Origin of the sequence: Shouchella clausii (assembly GCF_002250115.1) — a bacterium.
In the GTDB taxonomy this organism is placed as follows: Bacteria; Bacillota; Bacilli; order Bacillales; family Bacillaceae_D; genus Shouchella; species Shouchella clausii.
On record NZ_CP019985.1, the window covers coordinates 3,400,332 to 3,416,324 of the forward strand.

Annotated in this window: 16 protein-coding genes and 1 pseudogene; 16 read left to right on the forward strand and 1 reads right to left on the reverse strand. The window is 45.3% G+C overall.

Going from position 1 to position 15,993, the window contains the following annotated elements:
• Positions 1–144: 144 nt before the first annotated feature.
• Complete coding sequence (rnc, locus tag BC8716_RS16530; RefSeq protein ID WP_011247142.1) at positions 145–927, forward strand: ribonuclease III; 783 nt, start codon at positions 145–147, stop codon at positions 925–927.
• A 31-nt stretch (positions 928–958) separates the two neighbouring features.
• On the opposite strand, the gene BC8716_RS16535 is transcribed toward rnc, so the two are convergent.
• Positions 959–1,183 carry a DUF1128 domain-containing protein gene (locus BC8716_RS16535; RefSeq protein ID WP_062750716.1) on the reverse strand — a complete coding sequence of 75 codons (225 nt, stop codon included), beginning with the start codon at positions 1,181–1,183 and terminating at the stop codon, positions 959–961.
• A 180-nt stretch (positions 1,184–1,363) separates the two neighbouring features.
• Here BC8716_RS16535 and smc point away from each other — a divergent pair, with 180 nt between their 5' ends.
• The 15 genes and pseudogenes from smc (at position 1,364) to BC8716_RS16610 (ending at position 15,898) form a co-directional block, all read left to right on the forward strand.
• Complete coding sequence (gene smc, locus BC8716_RS16540; RefSeq protein WP_094427466.1) at positions 1,364–4,930, forward strand: chromosome segregation protein SMC; 3,567 nt, start codon at positions 1,364–1,366, stop codon at positions 4,928–4,930.
• Positions 4,931–4,941: 11 nt separating this feature from the next.
• Positions 4,942–5,925, forward strand: coding sequence for a signal recognition particle-docking protein FtsY (gene ftsY, locus BC8716_RS16545; RefSeq protein WP_011247139.1), 984 nt, complete (start codon positions 4,942–4,944; stop codon positions 5,923–5,925).
• Between the two features lie 102 nt (positions 5,926–6,027).
• Entirely contained in the window at positions 6,028–6,357 is a 330-nt protein-coding gene (locus tag BC8716_RS16550; protein WP_094427469.1) for a putative DNA-binding protein, read from the forward strand.
• Positions 6,358–6,381: 24 nt separating this feature from the next.
• Positions 6,382–7,740 carry a signal recognition particle protein gene (gene ffh, locus BC8716_RS16555; protein ID WP_094427471.1) on the forward strand — a complete coding sequence of 453 codons (1,359 nt, stop codon included), beginning with the start codon at positions 6,382–6,384 and terminating at the stop codon, positions 7,738–7,740.
• Positions 7,741–7,835: 95 nt separating this feature from the next.
• Positions 7,836–8,108 (forward strand): 30S ribosomal protein S16, encoded by a 273-nt coding sequence (gene rpsP, locus BC8716_RS16560; protein WP_011247136.1) that lies wholly within the window; start codon positions 7,836–7,838, stop codon positions 8,106–8,108.
• Positions 8,109–8,134: 26 nt separating this feature from the next.
• Positions 8,135–8,365 (forward strand): KH domain-containing protein, encoded by a 231-nt coding sequence (locus tag BC8716_RS16565; RefSeq protein ID WP_035201492.1) that lies wholly within the window; start codon positions 8,135–8,137, stop codon positions 8,363–8,365.
• Positions 8,366–8,422: 57 nt separating this feature from the next.
• Complete coding sequence (locus BC8716_RS16570; RefSeq protein WP_011247134.1) at positions 8,423–8,845, forward strand: YlqD family protein; 423 nt, start codon at positions 8,423–8,425, stop codon at positions 8,843–8,845.
• Complete coding sequence (rimM, locus tag BC8716_RS16575) at positions 8,829–9,350, forward strand: ribosome maturation factor RimM (RefSeq protein WP_094427474.1); 522 nt, start codon at positions 8,829–8,831, stop codon at positions 9,348–9,350. The genes BC8716_RS16570 and rimM overlap by 17 nt, the downstream gene beginning before the upstream one ends.
• On the forward strand, positions 9,347–10,081 hold the full coding sequence (gene trmD, locus BC8716_RS16580; RefSeq protein ID WP_094427476.1) for a tRNA (guanosine(37)-N1)-methyltransferase TrmD: 735 nt from the start codon (positions 9,347–9,349) through the stop codon (positions 10,079–10,081). The genes rimM and trmD overlap by 4 nt, the downstream gene beginning before the upstream one ends.
• Before the next feature lie 168 nt (positions 10,082–10,249).
• Positions 10,250–12,076 (forward strand): arginine--tRNA ligase, encoded by a 1,827-nt coding sequence (locus BC8716_RS16585; protein ID WP_094427479.1) that lies wholly within the window; start codon positions 10,250–10,252, stop codon positions 12,074–12,076.
• Between the two features lie 143 nt (positions 12,077–12,219).
• Positions 12,220–12,567 (forward strand): 50S ribosomal protein L19, encoded by a 348-nt coding sequence (rplS, locus tag BC8716_RS16590; RefSeq protein WP_094427481.1) that lies wholly within the window; start codon positions 12,220–12,222, stop codon positions 12,565–12,567.
• 146 nt (positions 12,568–12,713) lie between these two features.
• A pseudogene (gene tnpA, locus BC8716_RS16595) lies at positions 12,714–13,062 on the forward strand (IS200/IS605 family transposase).
• Positions 13,063–13,338: 276 nt separating this feature from the next.
• Entirely contained in the window at positions 13,339–14,259 is a 921-nt protein-coding gene (gene kdgD / locus BC8716_RS16600) for a 5-dehydro-4-deoxyglucarate dehydratase (RefSeq protein ID WP_094427483.1), read from the forward strand.
• A 155-nt stretch (positions 14,260–14,414) separates the two neighbouring features.
• Entirely contained in the window at positions 14,415–14,873 is a 459-nt protein-coding gene (locus BC8716_RS16605) for a RidA family protein (RefSeq protein WP_094427486.1), read from the forward strand.
• Between the two features lie 50 nt (positions 14,874–14,923).
• Positions 14,924–15,898, forward strand: a complete 975-nt coding sequence (locus BC8716_RS16610; RefSeq protein WP_094427488.1) for an aminopeptidase — start codon at positions 14,924–14,926, stop codon at positions 15,896–15,898.
• Positions 15,899–15,993: the final 95 nt, after the last annotated feature.

The window sequence follows — 15,993 nt, forward strand, 5'->3', positions numbered from 1 at the left end:
AAGGGCCCCTTGCAAAAGGGGGCTCTTTTCACATCTTCACACAAAAGGAAGCTCCACAAGGCCGCGGGATTCTGTTACAATCAACAATGAGCACTATGAATACGCATGTTGCAAAATGAGTAGCTCCATTGTTTGGAGGGAATTATGGCACAATCATCGAAGTACCAACGCAAGCCTCGGTCAGGCGAGCGAAAACGGAGTCAGCGGCGGTTAGAGCTGACGGAAGAACAAAAAAAGCAGTTTGACGACCTCCTTGTCCGGACGGGTCTAACGTTTGAAAACCGCAAACTACTGATTCAAGCATTTACCCATTCCTCGTATGTGAATGAACAACGAATTTTTTCATCATCGGATAATGAACGTTTGGAATTTCTTGGCGATGCTGTTTTAGAATTGGCTGTCTCCCAATATTTATTTAAAACGTACAAAAATATGAGCGAAGGCGATATGACGAAATTGCGCGCTTCGATCGTATGCGAACCATCCTTAGCCCGTTTTGCCGAAGAGTTGCAGTTCGGCAAACTTGTCCTTCTTGGCAAAGGGGAGGAAGTGACAGGGGGACGAACACGCCCTGCGCTCCTTGCAGATGTGTTTGAGGCATTTATTGGTGCCCTTTATATGGATCAAGGGCTTGAGCCTGTGTTTATGTTTTTGGCGCGTTTTATGTATCCGAAAATTAAAGAGGGCGCGTTCACATACAAGATGGATTTTAAAAGTCAACTGCAAGAATTTGTGCAACGGGATAACCGCGGCCAAATTCGTTATTTAATTGTCCAAGAAAGAGGGCCTGCCCACGATCGTGAATTTGTCTCAGATGTGCAGCTAAATGAGGAAACAATTGGCACAGGGACAGGGCGCTCCAAAAAAGAAGCTGAGCAGCTAGCTGCGAAACAAGCGCTGCTTGCGCTCAACCAAAAAGAAAGCTAGAAAAAAGGAAGCGGATCATGCCTCCTTTTTTCTAGCTTTTTCTACCTCGAAGCTGGCCAAGTTCCTGGACAATTTCGTCCATCTCGCTAATCGAGAAGGACGGGCGCCGCATCACATGAGCGTGCAACGCAATTAAGTCGTCATGTTTAGCGGGGCTAACACTGTCGCTTGTAATGACGCTGGCGTTAACAACATTCAGTTTCTTTTTCATGTCATCAAGCATCGTTTCAATTTCTTCAAGTGTTAATGAAGCCAAGTGAATCCTCCTTTGCAATACCTACTGATCTCTACCTTACCAAATCAAAGGGGAAACAGGCAATTCATATTTCCAGCTGTTTTTTTGTGTGATAAACTAATAGAGTTATACAGTTTACCGGGTATCGTTGATCCGACCTAGGTAACGCAGCGATGGCAGTTCCAGAAAGTGGGGATGAAGATGTTCCTCAAGCGACTTGAAGTAAAAGGATTTAAGTCTTTTGCAGAACCGATACTAGTAGATTTTGTGCCAGGCGTCACAGCAGTTGTTGGGCCGAATGGCAGTGGAAAAAGCAATATTGCCGATGCGGTCCGTTGGGTGCTCGGCGAACAGAGCGCCCGTTCGCTCCGAGGCGCAAAAATGGAAGACATTATTTTTGCAGGAAGTGATTCTCGTAAAGCTGTAAATATGGCCGAGGTTTCACTCATTCTCGATAATGAAGATGGCCATTTGGCGATTGACTACAGCGAAGTAAGCGTAACGAGGCGTTTGTACCGCTCAGGGGAAAGCGAATACTTAATTAACCGCAACTCGTGCCGTTTAAAAGACATTGTCGATTTGTTCCTGGACTCTGGCCTTGGCCGGGAAGCGTACTCCATTATCGGTCAAGGAAAAATCGAGGAAATTTTAAGCAGCAAGGCTGAAGAACGGCGAACAATTTTTGAAGAAGCAGCAGGTGTGCTTAAATATAAAACAAGGAAAAACAAAGCTGTGAAGCGGCTAGAGCAAACGGAAGAAAACTTAGTCCGTGTCGCCGACATTTTAAATGAATTAGAAGAACAAGTTGAGCCACTCCGCGAACAAGCATCCATTGCCGAAGAGTACAAATTGTTGGCCGAAGAACAACGGACATTAGATATACAAGTGATTGCGCAGGAAATTACAGAGCTTTACGAAAACTGGACATCGGAGTCTGACAAGCTAAAAAAGTTAAAAGAGCAGCTGCAAGCGCGCAAGGACAGCTTAGAAAAGGCTGAAGAAAAGCTTGCAGCTTACCGTGAAGAACATGCCGCTATCCGGCAAACGGCAGCGGACCTCCATAAGAAACGGTTAGAAGTGAGCGAAGCGCTTGAAAAAAATGAAGGGCGCCGCGGCGTACTGGAAGAACGAAAAAAGCATGCCCTCCATAATGAAGAACAGCTGATCGAGGCGATAAAAGAGCGTGAAGCTAATAAAATAGCGTTGCAACAAAAGCTGGACGAACTGTTAAAACAATATGAGGCGGTCAAACAGAAAGACGACGAATTAAAGGCGAACTTTGATGAGGCGGAACGCCATTTAACGCGTTCAAAAGAAGACGTAAGCAGCGAATTGGAAGACGCAAAAGGCGATTACATTGAATGGCTGAATGAACAGGCATCGCTTCGGAATGAACGGCGTTACTTGGAGGAACAGCTGCAGCAAAAACAACGCAATGCACGCCGGGCAGAGTCGGCGGCTGCAGCTAGCAAAAAAGAAGCGCAACAGCTAGAGCAAGAGGCAGCTGAACGGGCACAGGTGCTTAAAGCGGCTGAACAGTCTTTTGCTGAAGCAAAAATGACGCAACATCGTTACCTATCTGAAGAAGAAACAGTTAAAAACCGCTACTATAAACGAGAGGCAAAACTGTATGAAGCCTATGGGTTGTTGCAAAAAATCACTTCCCGGCGCGAAGTGCTCCAAGAAATGGAAGCTGAATATGCCGGTTTCTTCCAAGGCGTAAAAGAAATTTTAAAACAGCGGGGATCGTCCCTTCCAGGCATCGTTGGCGCAGCCGCCGAATTAATAAGTGTGCCTAAAAAGTTTGAAGCGGCTATAGAATTGGTGCTCGGCGCCCAAGCGCAATACGTGGTTGTCGACGACGAGGCTGCTGCGAGAGAAGCGATCTCGTTTTTGAAACAACGGCGCCTAGGCCGGGCAACGTTTTTACCGCTAACTACGGTCAAAGCTCGTGTCGTTCCAGAAGCAGTTATAACGGCGATAGCGAATGAGCCAGGCTACTTAGGGATCGCTGCAGATGTCGTCGGAGCTAAGCCTGAACATAAGCAGGCTGTCGGCTTTTTGCTCGGTTCGACCATATTGGCGGAGACGCTTCCGCAAGCAAACAAAATCGCCAAGCGCAGTGGCCATCGTTTCCGTGTTGTCACGCTAGAAGGAGATATTGTCAATCCAGGCGGGTCAATGACTGGAGGCAGCGCAAAGCAAAATCAGTCCTCCTTACTTGGGCGAAAGCGGGAAAAAGAAGAACTGGACGCCAAAAAGACCAAGTTAGAAGAGGCGATTCGCGATTTAGAAAAACAAGTAAAGCATGACAAAGAACGGCGCCAACAGCTGCAAGAAACGATTGCTAAAGGTGAAGCGCAAAAAGCGCAAGCACAAGAAACGCTTGAAGAAGCTCAACGTGCTTACCAAGAAGCAAGCATTGCCTATGAACGTGCTAGGCAGGAAGTGGAGCGGATCGAACAGCAATCCAAAGAACAAGATGCGGAAGAAGCCAAAACGCTAGACCGCTTTCTGGAAATTGAAGAAGCCGAAAAAAAAGCGATTGCTGAGTCAATGCGCTTAGAAGAAAAAATAAAACAGTTGGAAGCACGACTGGCATCTGAGCAACAATCCAAAGAAGAATGGCAAGCAAAGCTAACGGAACTCCGAGTCACACGTGCGGAAACGAAACAACAGCTCCAATACGTTGACGCACAGCGTCAAGAATTAGCAGCGGCTCTTCAAAAAGAACAACAAGAGTTGTTGCAGGCGAAAGAGCATTTAGCCCTTGTGACGAGCAGTGCTGATGAACAAGCGCATACATCCGAATCCCTTGCTGAACAAATTGCTGCTGGAAAGCAGGAAAAACAGGCTTTGGCAGCAAAGCTTGCAGAGCTGGAAGAAAAAGAAGCAGCGTTGAATGACCGTTACAAACAACTTGAAGCAGAAACGAAGAGCGCCCAAGGTGAACATTCCTACTTACTAGAGGAAAGCCAGAAGCTAGAAGTGCGTGTCAATCGACTTGATGTCGACTTGGACTATCGCCTAAATCGCCTCCGTGAAGAGTATGAACTTTCCTATGAAGCAGCGGCAAGCCGCTACCCGCTTTCCCAGCCTTTGGAACAAGCGAAAATGCGGCTATCATTGGTGAAACGTTCAATCGATGAACTAGGAACAGTCAATTTAGGCGCGATTGAAGAATATGCCCGTGTCCGGGAGAGGTATGAGTTTTTGCGTGAACAAAAAAGTGATCTCCTCGAGGCAAGGGTTTCACTCGATCAGGCAATTGCAGAGATGGACGAAGAAATGTCCAAACGCTTTGGTGAGACGTTTGCGAACATCCGGGCTCACTTTCAAACCGTGTTTACGAAACTATTTGGCGGGGGCGATGCGGATCTCGTATTGACGAACAAAGACGATTTATTAACAACAGGAATTGAGATTATTGCTCGCCCTCCAGGAAAAAAGCGGCAGCAACTTGGACTGCTTTCTGGAGGAGAGAGGGCGCTGACAGCGATCGCGCTTCTATTTGCGATCTTGCAAGTTAGGCCTGTTCCTTTCTGCGTCCTCGATGAAGTCGAAGCAGCGCTGGATGAAGCGAATGTAAGCCGCTTTGCCCAGTACTTGCATGATTTCTCACGAAAAACGCAGTTTATTGTCATTACGCACCGTAAAGGAACAATGGAAGGGGCTGACGTCCTTTACGGTGTGACGATGGAAGAGTCAGGGGTTTCACGGCTCGTATCCGTTAAATTGGAAGAAACCCGCCAATTAATTGGAAGCTAGGAGGAAAATGCGTGAGCTTTTTTAAAAAATTGAGAGAAAAAATGGCGCAGCAAACGAATGAAGTAGCGGACAAATTTAAACATGGATTAGAAAAAACACGGACAAGCTTTTCGGGCAAAATCAATGAGCTTGTCGCCCGCTACCGTAAAATCGACGAAGATTTCTTTGAAGACTTGGAGGAAATCCTGATTGGCGCCGATGTCGGTGTTTCAACAGTAATGGAACTTGTTGACGAATTAAAGGAAGAAGTGCGTTTGCGCAACTTAAAGGACACCGAAGAGATACAGCCTGTCATTTCCGAAAAACTAGCTAGTCTCTTAGAAAAAGACGATAAAGACACAACGCTCCAATTACAAGAAGGGTTGAGCGTCATTCTTGTTGTTGGCGTAAATGGCGTCGGCAAAACGACGTCCATTGGCAAGCTCGCCCATTATTTAAAAGGGCAAGGAAAATCTGTCGTGCTCGCCGCTGGCGATACATTCCGAGCGGGTGCGATTGACCAGCTTGACGTTTGGGGAGAACGTGTTGGCGTTCCAGTTATTAAACAGCAAGAAGGCTCTGACCCGGCGGCGGTCATGTATGATGCGATTGCTTGGGCACGTTCCCGCAAAGCCGATGTGCTTATTTGCGATACAGCGGGGCGCCTGCAAAACAAAGTCAATTTAATGAATGAGCTGGCAAAAGTAAAACGCGTCATTGAAAGGGAAGTGCCAGGAGCTCCCCACGAAGTACTGCTTGTCGTCGATGCGACAACAGGCCAAAATGCTTTGTCGCAAGCGAAAGCATTTGCAGCTTCAACTGACGTGAGCGGCCTTGTCCTCACGAAACTTGATGGCACGGCCAAAGGAGGCATTGTCATTGCCATTCGCCAAGAGCTTGATTTGCCAGTTAAGTTTATCGGGCTAGGTGAACAGAAAGACGATTTGCAGCCATTTGACGCTGAGCAATTTGTGTATGGGCTGTTTCAAGACGCGATCGATGCCGAAAAAGAATGACCAGTGCCTGTTTCGATGTTAAGATAAAAACTTGACAGAACCAATGAGTTGCGGTAGTATCGGTAATTGTAAAGGGAAAAGACTTAACAAGGAGCGGTTTGCATGCTTGATAAGACGTTACGCATGAACTACTTGTTTGATTTTTATCATTCCTTGTTAACCGAAAAGCAGCGCAACTATATGTCCTATTATTATCTTGATGATTTATCGCTTGGAGAAATTGCAGACGAATATGACGTCAGCCGCCAAGCGGTTTATGACAATATTCGCCGGACAGAAGCCATGCTTGAAGAATACGAACAAAAGCTGAGGTTGCTTGAGAAGTTTGAAACGCGCCGTAGCTTGCTAGCAGAGCTGCGCAAAGCGGTTGCTTCCGATCAAGCTGTCGAGGCGTGCAACTCCCTTATTGACCGTATAGAGAAACTTGATTAGCATTCCTTTCAAGGAGGCGATTGGATGGCATTTGAAGGACTTGCCGCGCGCCTGCAAGATACGTTGACAAAAATTCGCGGCAAAGGCAAAGTCAGCGAACAAGACATCAAAGAAATGATGCGAGAAGTCCGGTTGGCATTGCTTGAAGCGGACGTTAACTTTAAAGTCGTAAAGCAATTCATTGCGAATGTGAAAGAAAAGGCGCTTGGCCAAGAAGTTATGAAAAGCCTAACGCCTGGCCAGCAAGTGATCAAAGTCGTAAACGAAGAGTTGACCGCATTGATGGGGGCGGAGCAAAGCAACATTGCTGTTGCCCAAAAACCGCCAACTGTGGTGATGATGGTAGGCTTGCAAGGTGCTGGGAAAACGACGACAACGGCAAAGCTCGCCAATCATTTGCGCAAGAAGCACAACCGCAAGCCACTGCTCGTTGCCTGTGACGTTTACCGCCCAGCGGCTATCCAACAGTTGGAGACGCTTGGCAAGCAACTGAACATGCCTGTCTTTTCCAAAGGGACGGACGCCAATCCAGTTGACATAGCTAAAGAGGCAGTTGCGACTGCTAAAGCAGAACATCATGATTATGTGTTGATTGATACGGCTGGCCGCCTTCATGTAGATGAAACGTTAATGGCGGAACTGCAAGATATGAAAGCAGCTGTCACACCTGATGAAATTTTGCTAGTCGTCGATTCGATGACAGGTCAAGATGCAGTCAATGTCGCAGAGAGCTTTAACAACCAGCTTGATGTCACAGGTGCTGTGTTGACGAAACTAGATGGCGATACCCGCGGAGGGGCTGCGATTTCCATTAAGGCGGTAACAAATACGCCGATTAAATTTGCCGGCATGGGCGAAAAAATTGACCAGCTAGAACCGTTCCATCCAGATAGGATGGCTTCTAGAATTCTCGGCATGGGCGATGTTCTGTCGTTAATCGAAAAAGCGCAAGCGAATGTCGATGAAGAAAAAGCAAAAGAGCTTGAGAAAAAACTTCGCAAAATGGACTTTACGTTCGATGATTTTCTAGAGCAGCTCGACCAAGTCAAAAGCATGGGGCCTCTTGAAGATTTGCTAGGGATGATGCCGGGGATGAATAAGGCAAAAGGCATGAAAAACCTAAAGGTCGATGAAAAGCAATTGACTCGAGTTGAAGCGATTGTAAAGTCAATGACGCCTCTTGAAAAACGAGATCCGAGCGTCATAAACGGCAGCCGCCGCAAACGTATTGCAAAGGGAAGCGGCACGACAATCCAAGATGTCAACCGCTTGTTAAAGCAGTTTGAAGACATGAAAAAAATGATGAAACAAATGACCGCCATGCAAGGCGGCAAAGGGAAAAAACGAGGCAAAGGCCTTGGCGGGCTTAAGCTCCCGTTCTGATTAAGGAATCCATTTTAACAGTTTGTCTTGCAGATTGTTAGAATTGATGATATGATAAAAAATTGTGTGCAATTATTTTTGGAGGTGTACAGCAAATGGCTGTTAAAATTCGTTTAAAACGTATGGGTTCAAAGAAAGCCCCATTTTATCGTGTAGTAGTTGCCGATTCTCGCTTTCCGCGTGATGGCCGCTTTATTGAAGAGATTGGTACGTACAACCCAATCGCGCAACCTGCTCAAGTAAACATTAAAGAAGACAAAGCGCTAGAATGGATGAAAAAAGGCGCGAAACCTTCTGATACTGTGCGCAGCTTGTTTTCGAACGCTGGCCTAATGGAAAAGCTACACAACGAAAAAAACGGTAAGTAATCACCCCTTAAGGAGGATGGGCTAGCATGAAAGCTTTAGTTGAACATATCGCCCGGTCGCTTGTCGATCATCCAGAGGCAGTTCAAGTTGAAGAAATTCATGAAGAAAAGGCACATGTGTTGCGCCTTTCGGTGCATCCTGACGATATTGGGAAAGTGATTGGCAAACAAGGAAGAACGGCAAAAGCGATCCGCTCGGTAGTGTATGCTGCTTGCGGCAAGCAAAACGGGCGGGTGCGCCTCGATATTGTCGACTAAAAGGGCGGGGGGAACCTCACCCTTTTTTTGTATGAAACAAAGAATGGAGGGCTTTACGTGAAATGCATCCGCACGGCCACCGTAAAGCATGTGTTAACGGAGTCGAAAAAAGCAGACTTGAAGAAATCATTTGAACGTGATTTAACACAAATCGAAACAGAGTTAAGCCAAATGGAATTTCAGCTTCAGCGGGCGCTAAAACCGATGAAACATACGACCGCCCATGGCGAACTTCAACAAAAATACAGGAAAGAAATAAAGCGGCGAGAAGAACGGATGGCTTCTCTGACGTTTCGGATTGAGCAGTTAATGAATTTGCCAATTGGGACTGAACTGGCGATGGGAACAACAGAAATCATTCTCGATGTTAAGGAAGGCGACAAGTGGATTGACGAAGAAACGGAGTTGACGATTGTCGTCAATGATGGGTATATTGCTGAAATTAGAGAGGGCGGGGCAAGTAATGACGAACTGGTATAATGTTGGCAGGCTAGTGAACACACACGGAGTCCGCGGAGAGGTGCGTGTCCTCTCAAACACCGATTTCCCAGAGGAACGCTATGCGAACGGTTCGGTTCTAAAGGTGGCGAAATCTCCTCAATCTGAAGGGACACTTGTAACCGTTCGTAGCCATCGAACGCACAAAAACTTCGACTTGCTTACATTTGAAGGCTATAACTCCATCAATGAAGTCGAATGTTTTAAGGGAAGCTATTTATATGTATCAGAAGATCAGCTTAGCGAATTGGACGAGCATGAATATTACTACCATGAGATTATTGGCTGTACAGTCGTCGATGAAGAAGGCACCAAGCTAGGCAAAATTAAAGACATTATTGAAACAGGAGCAAACGACGTCTGGGTGGTCGACAGACAGCAGCGGAAAGATTTGCTATTGCCGTATATTGAAGAAGTTGTCAAAGAAGTGGATGTGGAAAACAAACACATCCGTGTCCACGTCATGGAAGGCTTAGATGACGAATGAAAATAGATGTATTAACGTTATTTCCGGACATGTTTACGGGTGTTTTTGGCTCGTCGATGTTGAAGCAAGCAAGCGACAAGGGGATCGTCTCCTTCCAGACGATTGATTTTCGGGAATACGCAGCGAATAAACACCGCAAAGTCGATGATTACCCTTATGGTGGAGGGGCAGGGATGGTATTAAGCCCACAGCCAATTTTTGACGCCGTGGCTGCGTTAACGGAAAACGAGAAAAAGAAGCCACGGATTATCATGCTTTGCCCGCAAGGCGAGCAGCATAGCCAACAGAAGGCGGCAGAACTAGCGGAAGAAGAGCATTTGATCTTCCTATGCGGCCATTATGAAGGCTTTGACGAGCGTGTCCGTCATCTCGTGACCGATGAACTGTCGATTGGCGATTATGTGCTTACAGGCGGGGAACTCGCGGCAATGGTCATTGCCGACAGCGTTGTTCGGCTTTTGCCAGGCGTGCTCGGAAATGATGAATCAGCAGTTACAGACTCCTATTCAACTGGCTTGTTGGAACATCCCCATTATACACGGCCCGCCGATTTTCGCGGCATGAAAGTCCCCGATGTGCTCCTTTCTGGCCATCATGCCAAAATTGAAGAGTGGCGAATGGAACAATCGTTGCGACGTACGTTAGAGCGGCGCCCAGACTTACTAAAAGGGCATGAACTTACTGCCAAAGAAGCAGACATTCTTAAGCGGCTAACGGACAAGCAAAAGTAAAGGCAACCACTCTGGGAGATGTCGCCCAGTGAGGTTGTCGCCAAAAAAACTTGCCGTACGGATCGAAATCGCTTCCTTTTAACATTCAAGTTTTCAAAAAAAGCGATGTTCCTTTACTGAAGGATCATGTATACTAGATAGCATTATAGCAAAAGGTGGTTTCATACAATGCATGTAGAACAAACGCTGATTGAAGCGATTGCAGCAGCGGCCAGTGAGTTCCAAAATGACATCGAAGTCGAACTCGAGCAGCCGGCTCAACTGATCCATGGCGACTATTCGACAAACGTGGCGATGAAGCTTGCACGAGTAGCGAGAAAAAACCCGCTAACCATTGCGGAAACAATAAAAGAAAAGCTAGAGCGTCGGCGTTTGCCAGTCACAGCAATAGAGGTAGTAAAACCAGGTTTTATTAACTTTTTTATTGAATGGGATGAAGCGTTGGCTGACGGCGATGAGCCACAGGCTCTTTCTAGCAGCGGCAAGACCGTGATCGAGCATACGTCCATTAATCCGAATAAGTCGGCTCATATTGGCCATTTACGCAACGCTTGCATAGGCGACACATTGGCGCGGCTCTTGAAAGCATGTGGCGAAAATGTGGAAGTACATAACTATGTTGATGACTTAGGGAACCAGCTTGCAGACACGCTGACTGCGTTGCTCCAAACGGACTCAGACAGCGTAGCGACACGCTTTGGCGATTATTGCTGGGATGTTTATTCACGCTTAAACGAGGCATACGACAAAGGGACCATTTCGACGAGTATCCGCGACGAAGTGCTACATAAATTAGAAGAAGGCAATAACAGCACGGCATGGCTTGGCTATGTGGTCGCCGATAAGATTACTTCAGAGCATATTGAGGAAATGGGCCAATTTGGGATTGACTATGATTTGCTTGTTTGGGAAAGGGACATCGTACAAAGAGGCTTCTGGCATACTGCCTTTCAGAAGCTACAGCAAAGTGATGTGTTTGTCAAACAGGACAGCGGTCCACAAGCAGGCTGTTGGGTGCTTCGGATGTCAGACAACGAAAACGAAGAAAGCAGTGAGCATCAAAGCGATAAAGTTCTTGTCCGCTCGAATGGCGTGTTAACGTATACAGCAAAAGATATTGCTTATCATATGTGGAAGTTTGGCCTTCTCAACGATGATTTTGCCTATAAAGAAAAATGGCCTGGCCTGTGGACAACCACTAGCTCAGGTGTGCCAGCCACTTTTGGGCGAGGCGATGCCGTCATTAATGTCATTGACTATCGCCAAGAATACCCGCAAAAGGTTGTCAAGCAGGCGCTTGCTGCTGTCGGGTATGAAAAGGAGGCAGAGCGGCTTTTCCACGTGCCTTATGGTGTCGTTTCACTAAGCAAACAAACGGCTAACCAACTCGGTCTTGAAACGGAAGATGGGAAATCGGTTTATGCAATGTCTGGGCGTAAAGGCATTGGCATCAAGATTAGCGAGCTGATCCAACATATGAAGGAAGCTGTCCGTGCCCAAAGCACGGATGCGAGCGAAGCGACCGTTGAAGCGCTCGCTTTTGCGGCGATCCGTTACAATATGCTTCGTTATAACACGACATCTGACATTGTGTTCGATTTAACAGAGGCAACGCAAGTGACAGGCAATACAGGCATCTATTTAATTTACACGTATGCCCGGGCAAACAGCATTATTACCAAAGCCAAACAGGCAGGCCTGTCTCCAGAAGGGGCAACCTTTAAAGGCGCTGAAGATGCGGAGCGGGCGTTGCTCAAGCACTTGGCAGGCTGGAGTACAGTCAAGCGCAAAGCAGCTGCATCGTTTGAACCAAATTTAATTTGTACTTTTGCCTTTGAGCTTGCAAGCCTCTATAACCGTTTCTATTCACAATGCCCAGTTTTAAAAGCTGAGCCTTTGGAACAAGCGAAGCGTCTAGCGATCACAGAACGTGTTAGCCAGCAACTCGAGCGCGTTTTCACGATACTCGGTTTGCCGAGCTTGAAAAAGATTTAATCTTTATTGTGCAAGCTTGTTTTCTATGCTATGATAGTGGTTGTGGCTGATTGAACGTTCTTAGACGGACGGTTAGCAAGATTACGATATTCCGCTGCTGCAGTGTTGGCATGAATGTCTGTAGGGAAGGAGGGAACGATACGATGAGCAACCTCATTGCAGAAATCACAAGTGAGCAATTGCGCACAGACCATCCTGATTTCCGTCCTGGCGATACGCTATCGATCCACGTAAAAGTTGTCGAGGGTACTCGCGAGCGGATTCAATTGTTCGAAGGCGTTGTTATTAAACGCCGCGGCTCAGGGATTAGCGAAACGTTTACTGCGCGTAAAATCTCATACGGTGTAGGTGTTGAACGTACATTCCCATTACATTCACCAAAGATCGATAAGATCGAAGTGAAACGTTACGGTAAAGTACGCCGCGCGAAACTTTACTACTTGCGCAGCCTTCGTGGCAAAAAAGCACGTATTAAAGAAATTCGTCGTTAAACATGCGGCATTTGACGAAAAGAGAAGGAACGTTCCTCGTAAGGAGGAGCGTTCTTTTTTTAATGGTTTAGAAAGGTTCCAGAAAGCTTAAAGCGTGGTAACAAAAAAACAGTTTAGCACACACAACCTGGAATTGTAAGTATCACATCGTGTTTGCCCCAAAATATAGAAGGATAGAAGGCAGGTCATTTATGGAAAATACAAAAAGAGTATTGGACAAATCATTCATGTTAATTAGTATCCTACCCAAATTAAGTGTATCTCAATTCATGGGTTATCTAAATGGGAAAAGCAGCCTGATGATATTTGTCGACATGCAAATTTGAAAGATCGTTATGGAAATCGGAAATTCTGGTGTCGAGGCTTCTACGTCGATACGGTGGGTAGAAATAAGAAAAAATACAAAAATATATAAGAAATCAGCTAAAAGAAGACGGTATGGCCGATCAGTTAACGTTGTTCGAAGAAATCGACCCATTTACGGGGAAGAAATAATGAAATTCTTTAGAATTGGTGTGTGAATGTGGTGCGGAAGGGAAACCTTTTCAGTGAGCCTTTTAGGCCGAGGCCGGTAAGAGAGGCTTTCAGCCGCAGAGCAAACCACCAGTTCACACTGGTGGATATTATAGGTCTATTAAAGAATCAATTAACGATGTAAACGGAAAAAGATCCGAATTTGTCAGCTAATAAAATTGATAGTTGACAGACAATTCTATATGTCTTACAATTAAAATGTAAAATGATTTATTTGTTAAGAAAGGACGAGATAAAATGGACAAGGAGAGGCAATCACCTACCGGTATTTTAGGTTTTCCAGTGGCCCCAATGGATACCAACGGAAAATTGGATTTGAAAGGATTGGAAAAAAATATTCATTTTTTGATGGATGAAGGACTTTCTTCTATTTTCGTTGGATGTGGAGCAGGAGAATTTCATGCCATCAGTAATGAAGAATATAGGGAAATGGTTGAAGTTGCAGTGGCAGCGACAAAAGGCAAAGTTCCTCTTTATACAGGAGTAGGAGGCAATATTAGCCATGCGCTGGAACAAACTAAGATTTCAGAGGAGTTAGGGGCAGAAGGGTATTTAATTTTGCCTCCATACTTGATCGACCCTTCTCCTGAAGGCTTATATAACTATTTAAGTACACTGATTGCCAGTACATCCTTAAATGCAATTGTTTACCATCGCGATAACTGCCAATTAAATTTGGACATCCTTCAGCGTTTAATCGATTACCCTCAGTTGGTCGGTTTTAAAGATGGAATTGGCAATAATGAATTAAATAATGAGCTTACCCATGTTATTGGCGATCGGCTGGAATGGATCAACGGTATGCCGCTGGCAGAAGCGACAATGGCTTCCTATGTCAATCTTGGATTCCGGTCATATTCTTCAGCCATTTCGAATTATATTCCTCATATTTCGCAAATTTTTTATGATGCCCTTTTAAATGAGAAAAAAGACGTGCTGAATGATGTCTATCAGGAAGTCATCCTGCCGATTCATCGGATTAGAAGACAAAAGAAAGGATATGCCGTTGCTTTGATCAAAGCTGGGATGGAGATCGTCGGTTTGCCTGTTGGAACGAGCGTTCGCCCTCCGGTTGCTTCTGTTGAAAAAGAACATTATCAACAGTTAGAGCAGATCATCAAAAAAGCGCTAGAAAAATTTCCTAAGGAAAGACGATAATGCAGACGTTATAATGAAGTAACGATAGCTTTATAGTTTTTGAAATATTTTTTGGTGTTATTTTGTAATATTTTATTGAATTCATATTGAAATATGATTTATATTGTAATACAATTTGAAACACTCAATATTTTTCGAAGGAAGGAGATGCGTATATGAATTTTGAGGGAAAATTAGAGAGAGCAGGATATAAGCTTCCTGATCGAAGGAAGGGCAACCAACGCCCATTTGAGGATGGCATTCAAACCAGCCAATTAATTTTTGTATCCGGAAACGCTGCCAAGATAGATGGCGTTTTGAAGTACAAAGGAATTGTGGGTGATACAGTTTCTTTGGAGCAGGCCCAGGACGCAGCCAAAATTGCCTTCGTAAATTGCTTGGCAGCCGTAAAATATATGACGGGAAGCCTGGATCACATAAAAAAAATTGTCAATATAAAAGGTTATGTAGCAAGTACACCTGATTTTATTGAGCAACCGGAAATAATGAATGAAGTATCTTTTTTGGTAAATGAAATATTTGGTGAGGCTGGAAAGCACAGCAGAGCCGCCTTGGGAACTGCATCTCTTCCTGGAGGAACCCCTGTCGAAGTTGAAATTGTTGTTGAAGTGTAAATTAAAGTGAATAGCTTTTCAAAACAAATGAAAAAAGGGGAGAAATAAATATGATCGAGTTTTCAAAAGATATGCCGTTAGGGATTAAACAACTATTTACCAGTGTTACCCATTTAAAAGAAGGGGAAAAAGTATTAGTGATTACGGATGATCATAAAAGAGAGATCGGGGAGTTCGTTTATAAGTATGCAAAGGAATATTTTGATACAACGATGATTGTAATGACGCCAAGAGAAGGGCATGGTGCAGAACCGACCGAAGCCGTCAGAGCGGCATTAAATGCTTGCGATGTGGCCTTTGGCGCAACGACGATGTCGATGTATCATTCAAAAGCACGGTTGGAAACGAGCAGAAACGGCCGGCTCCGTTGGGTAGGACTTCAAGATTATGCACTTCATATGTTTGATGAAGGCGGTTTAACAGCTGATTTTGACGAAGTGAGGGAGGTCATTGACCGGGTTTCTCAATACTACCAAGGGACAACATTTACATTAACTGCTCCTGGCGGTACGAATATGGTTTGCAGTATAGAAGGACGAAAGCCTGTTTTCGACTATGGAACATCTAGAGAACCGGGATCTGCTTCTTTTCCGCCTAATGCAGAAGTGGCGCTTGGACCTGTCGAAGGGACTGCCAATGGCGTATTGGTATTTGACGGAAGCATTCCTCATCCGTTGCTAAATTTACTTGATGAGCCAGTTACATGCAAAGTTGAAGGCGGTTACATTACGGAAATTACAGGCGGGGGCGAGGCAGACATTTTACGCAAGCTTTTGGCCGACTTTAACGATTCTTCGGTTTATAATATCGCGGAACTTGGCCTTGGATTAAATAAAGAAAATTATTTGTGCGGTCATATGGCGCCGGATGAAGGTTCATTTGGAAATATCCATATTGGAATAGGAAAAAATTTAAACTTCGGAGGACATGTGGATTCTCCGCTGCACTTGGACTTGGTCATTAAGGATGTCACCATTGTCATTGACGATCGCACGATCATGAAAGATGGCGTTTTGAAGGTGTAATTTGCATCCTAAACGTTCCCTTCCTTTGGAACAGTATTGTCCGAAGAGGCTTGGTCAGGGAGGGGATTCCCCCTCCTTAAAGTTAATGAACATGA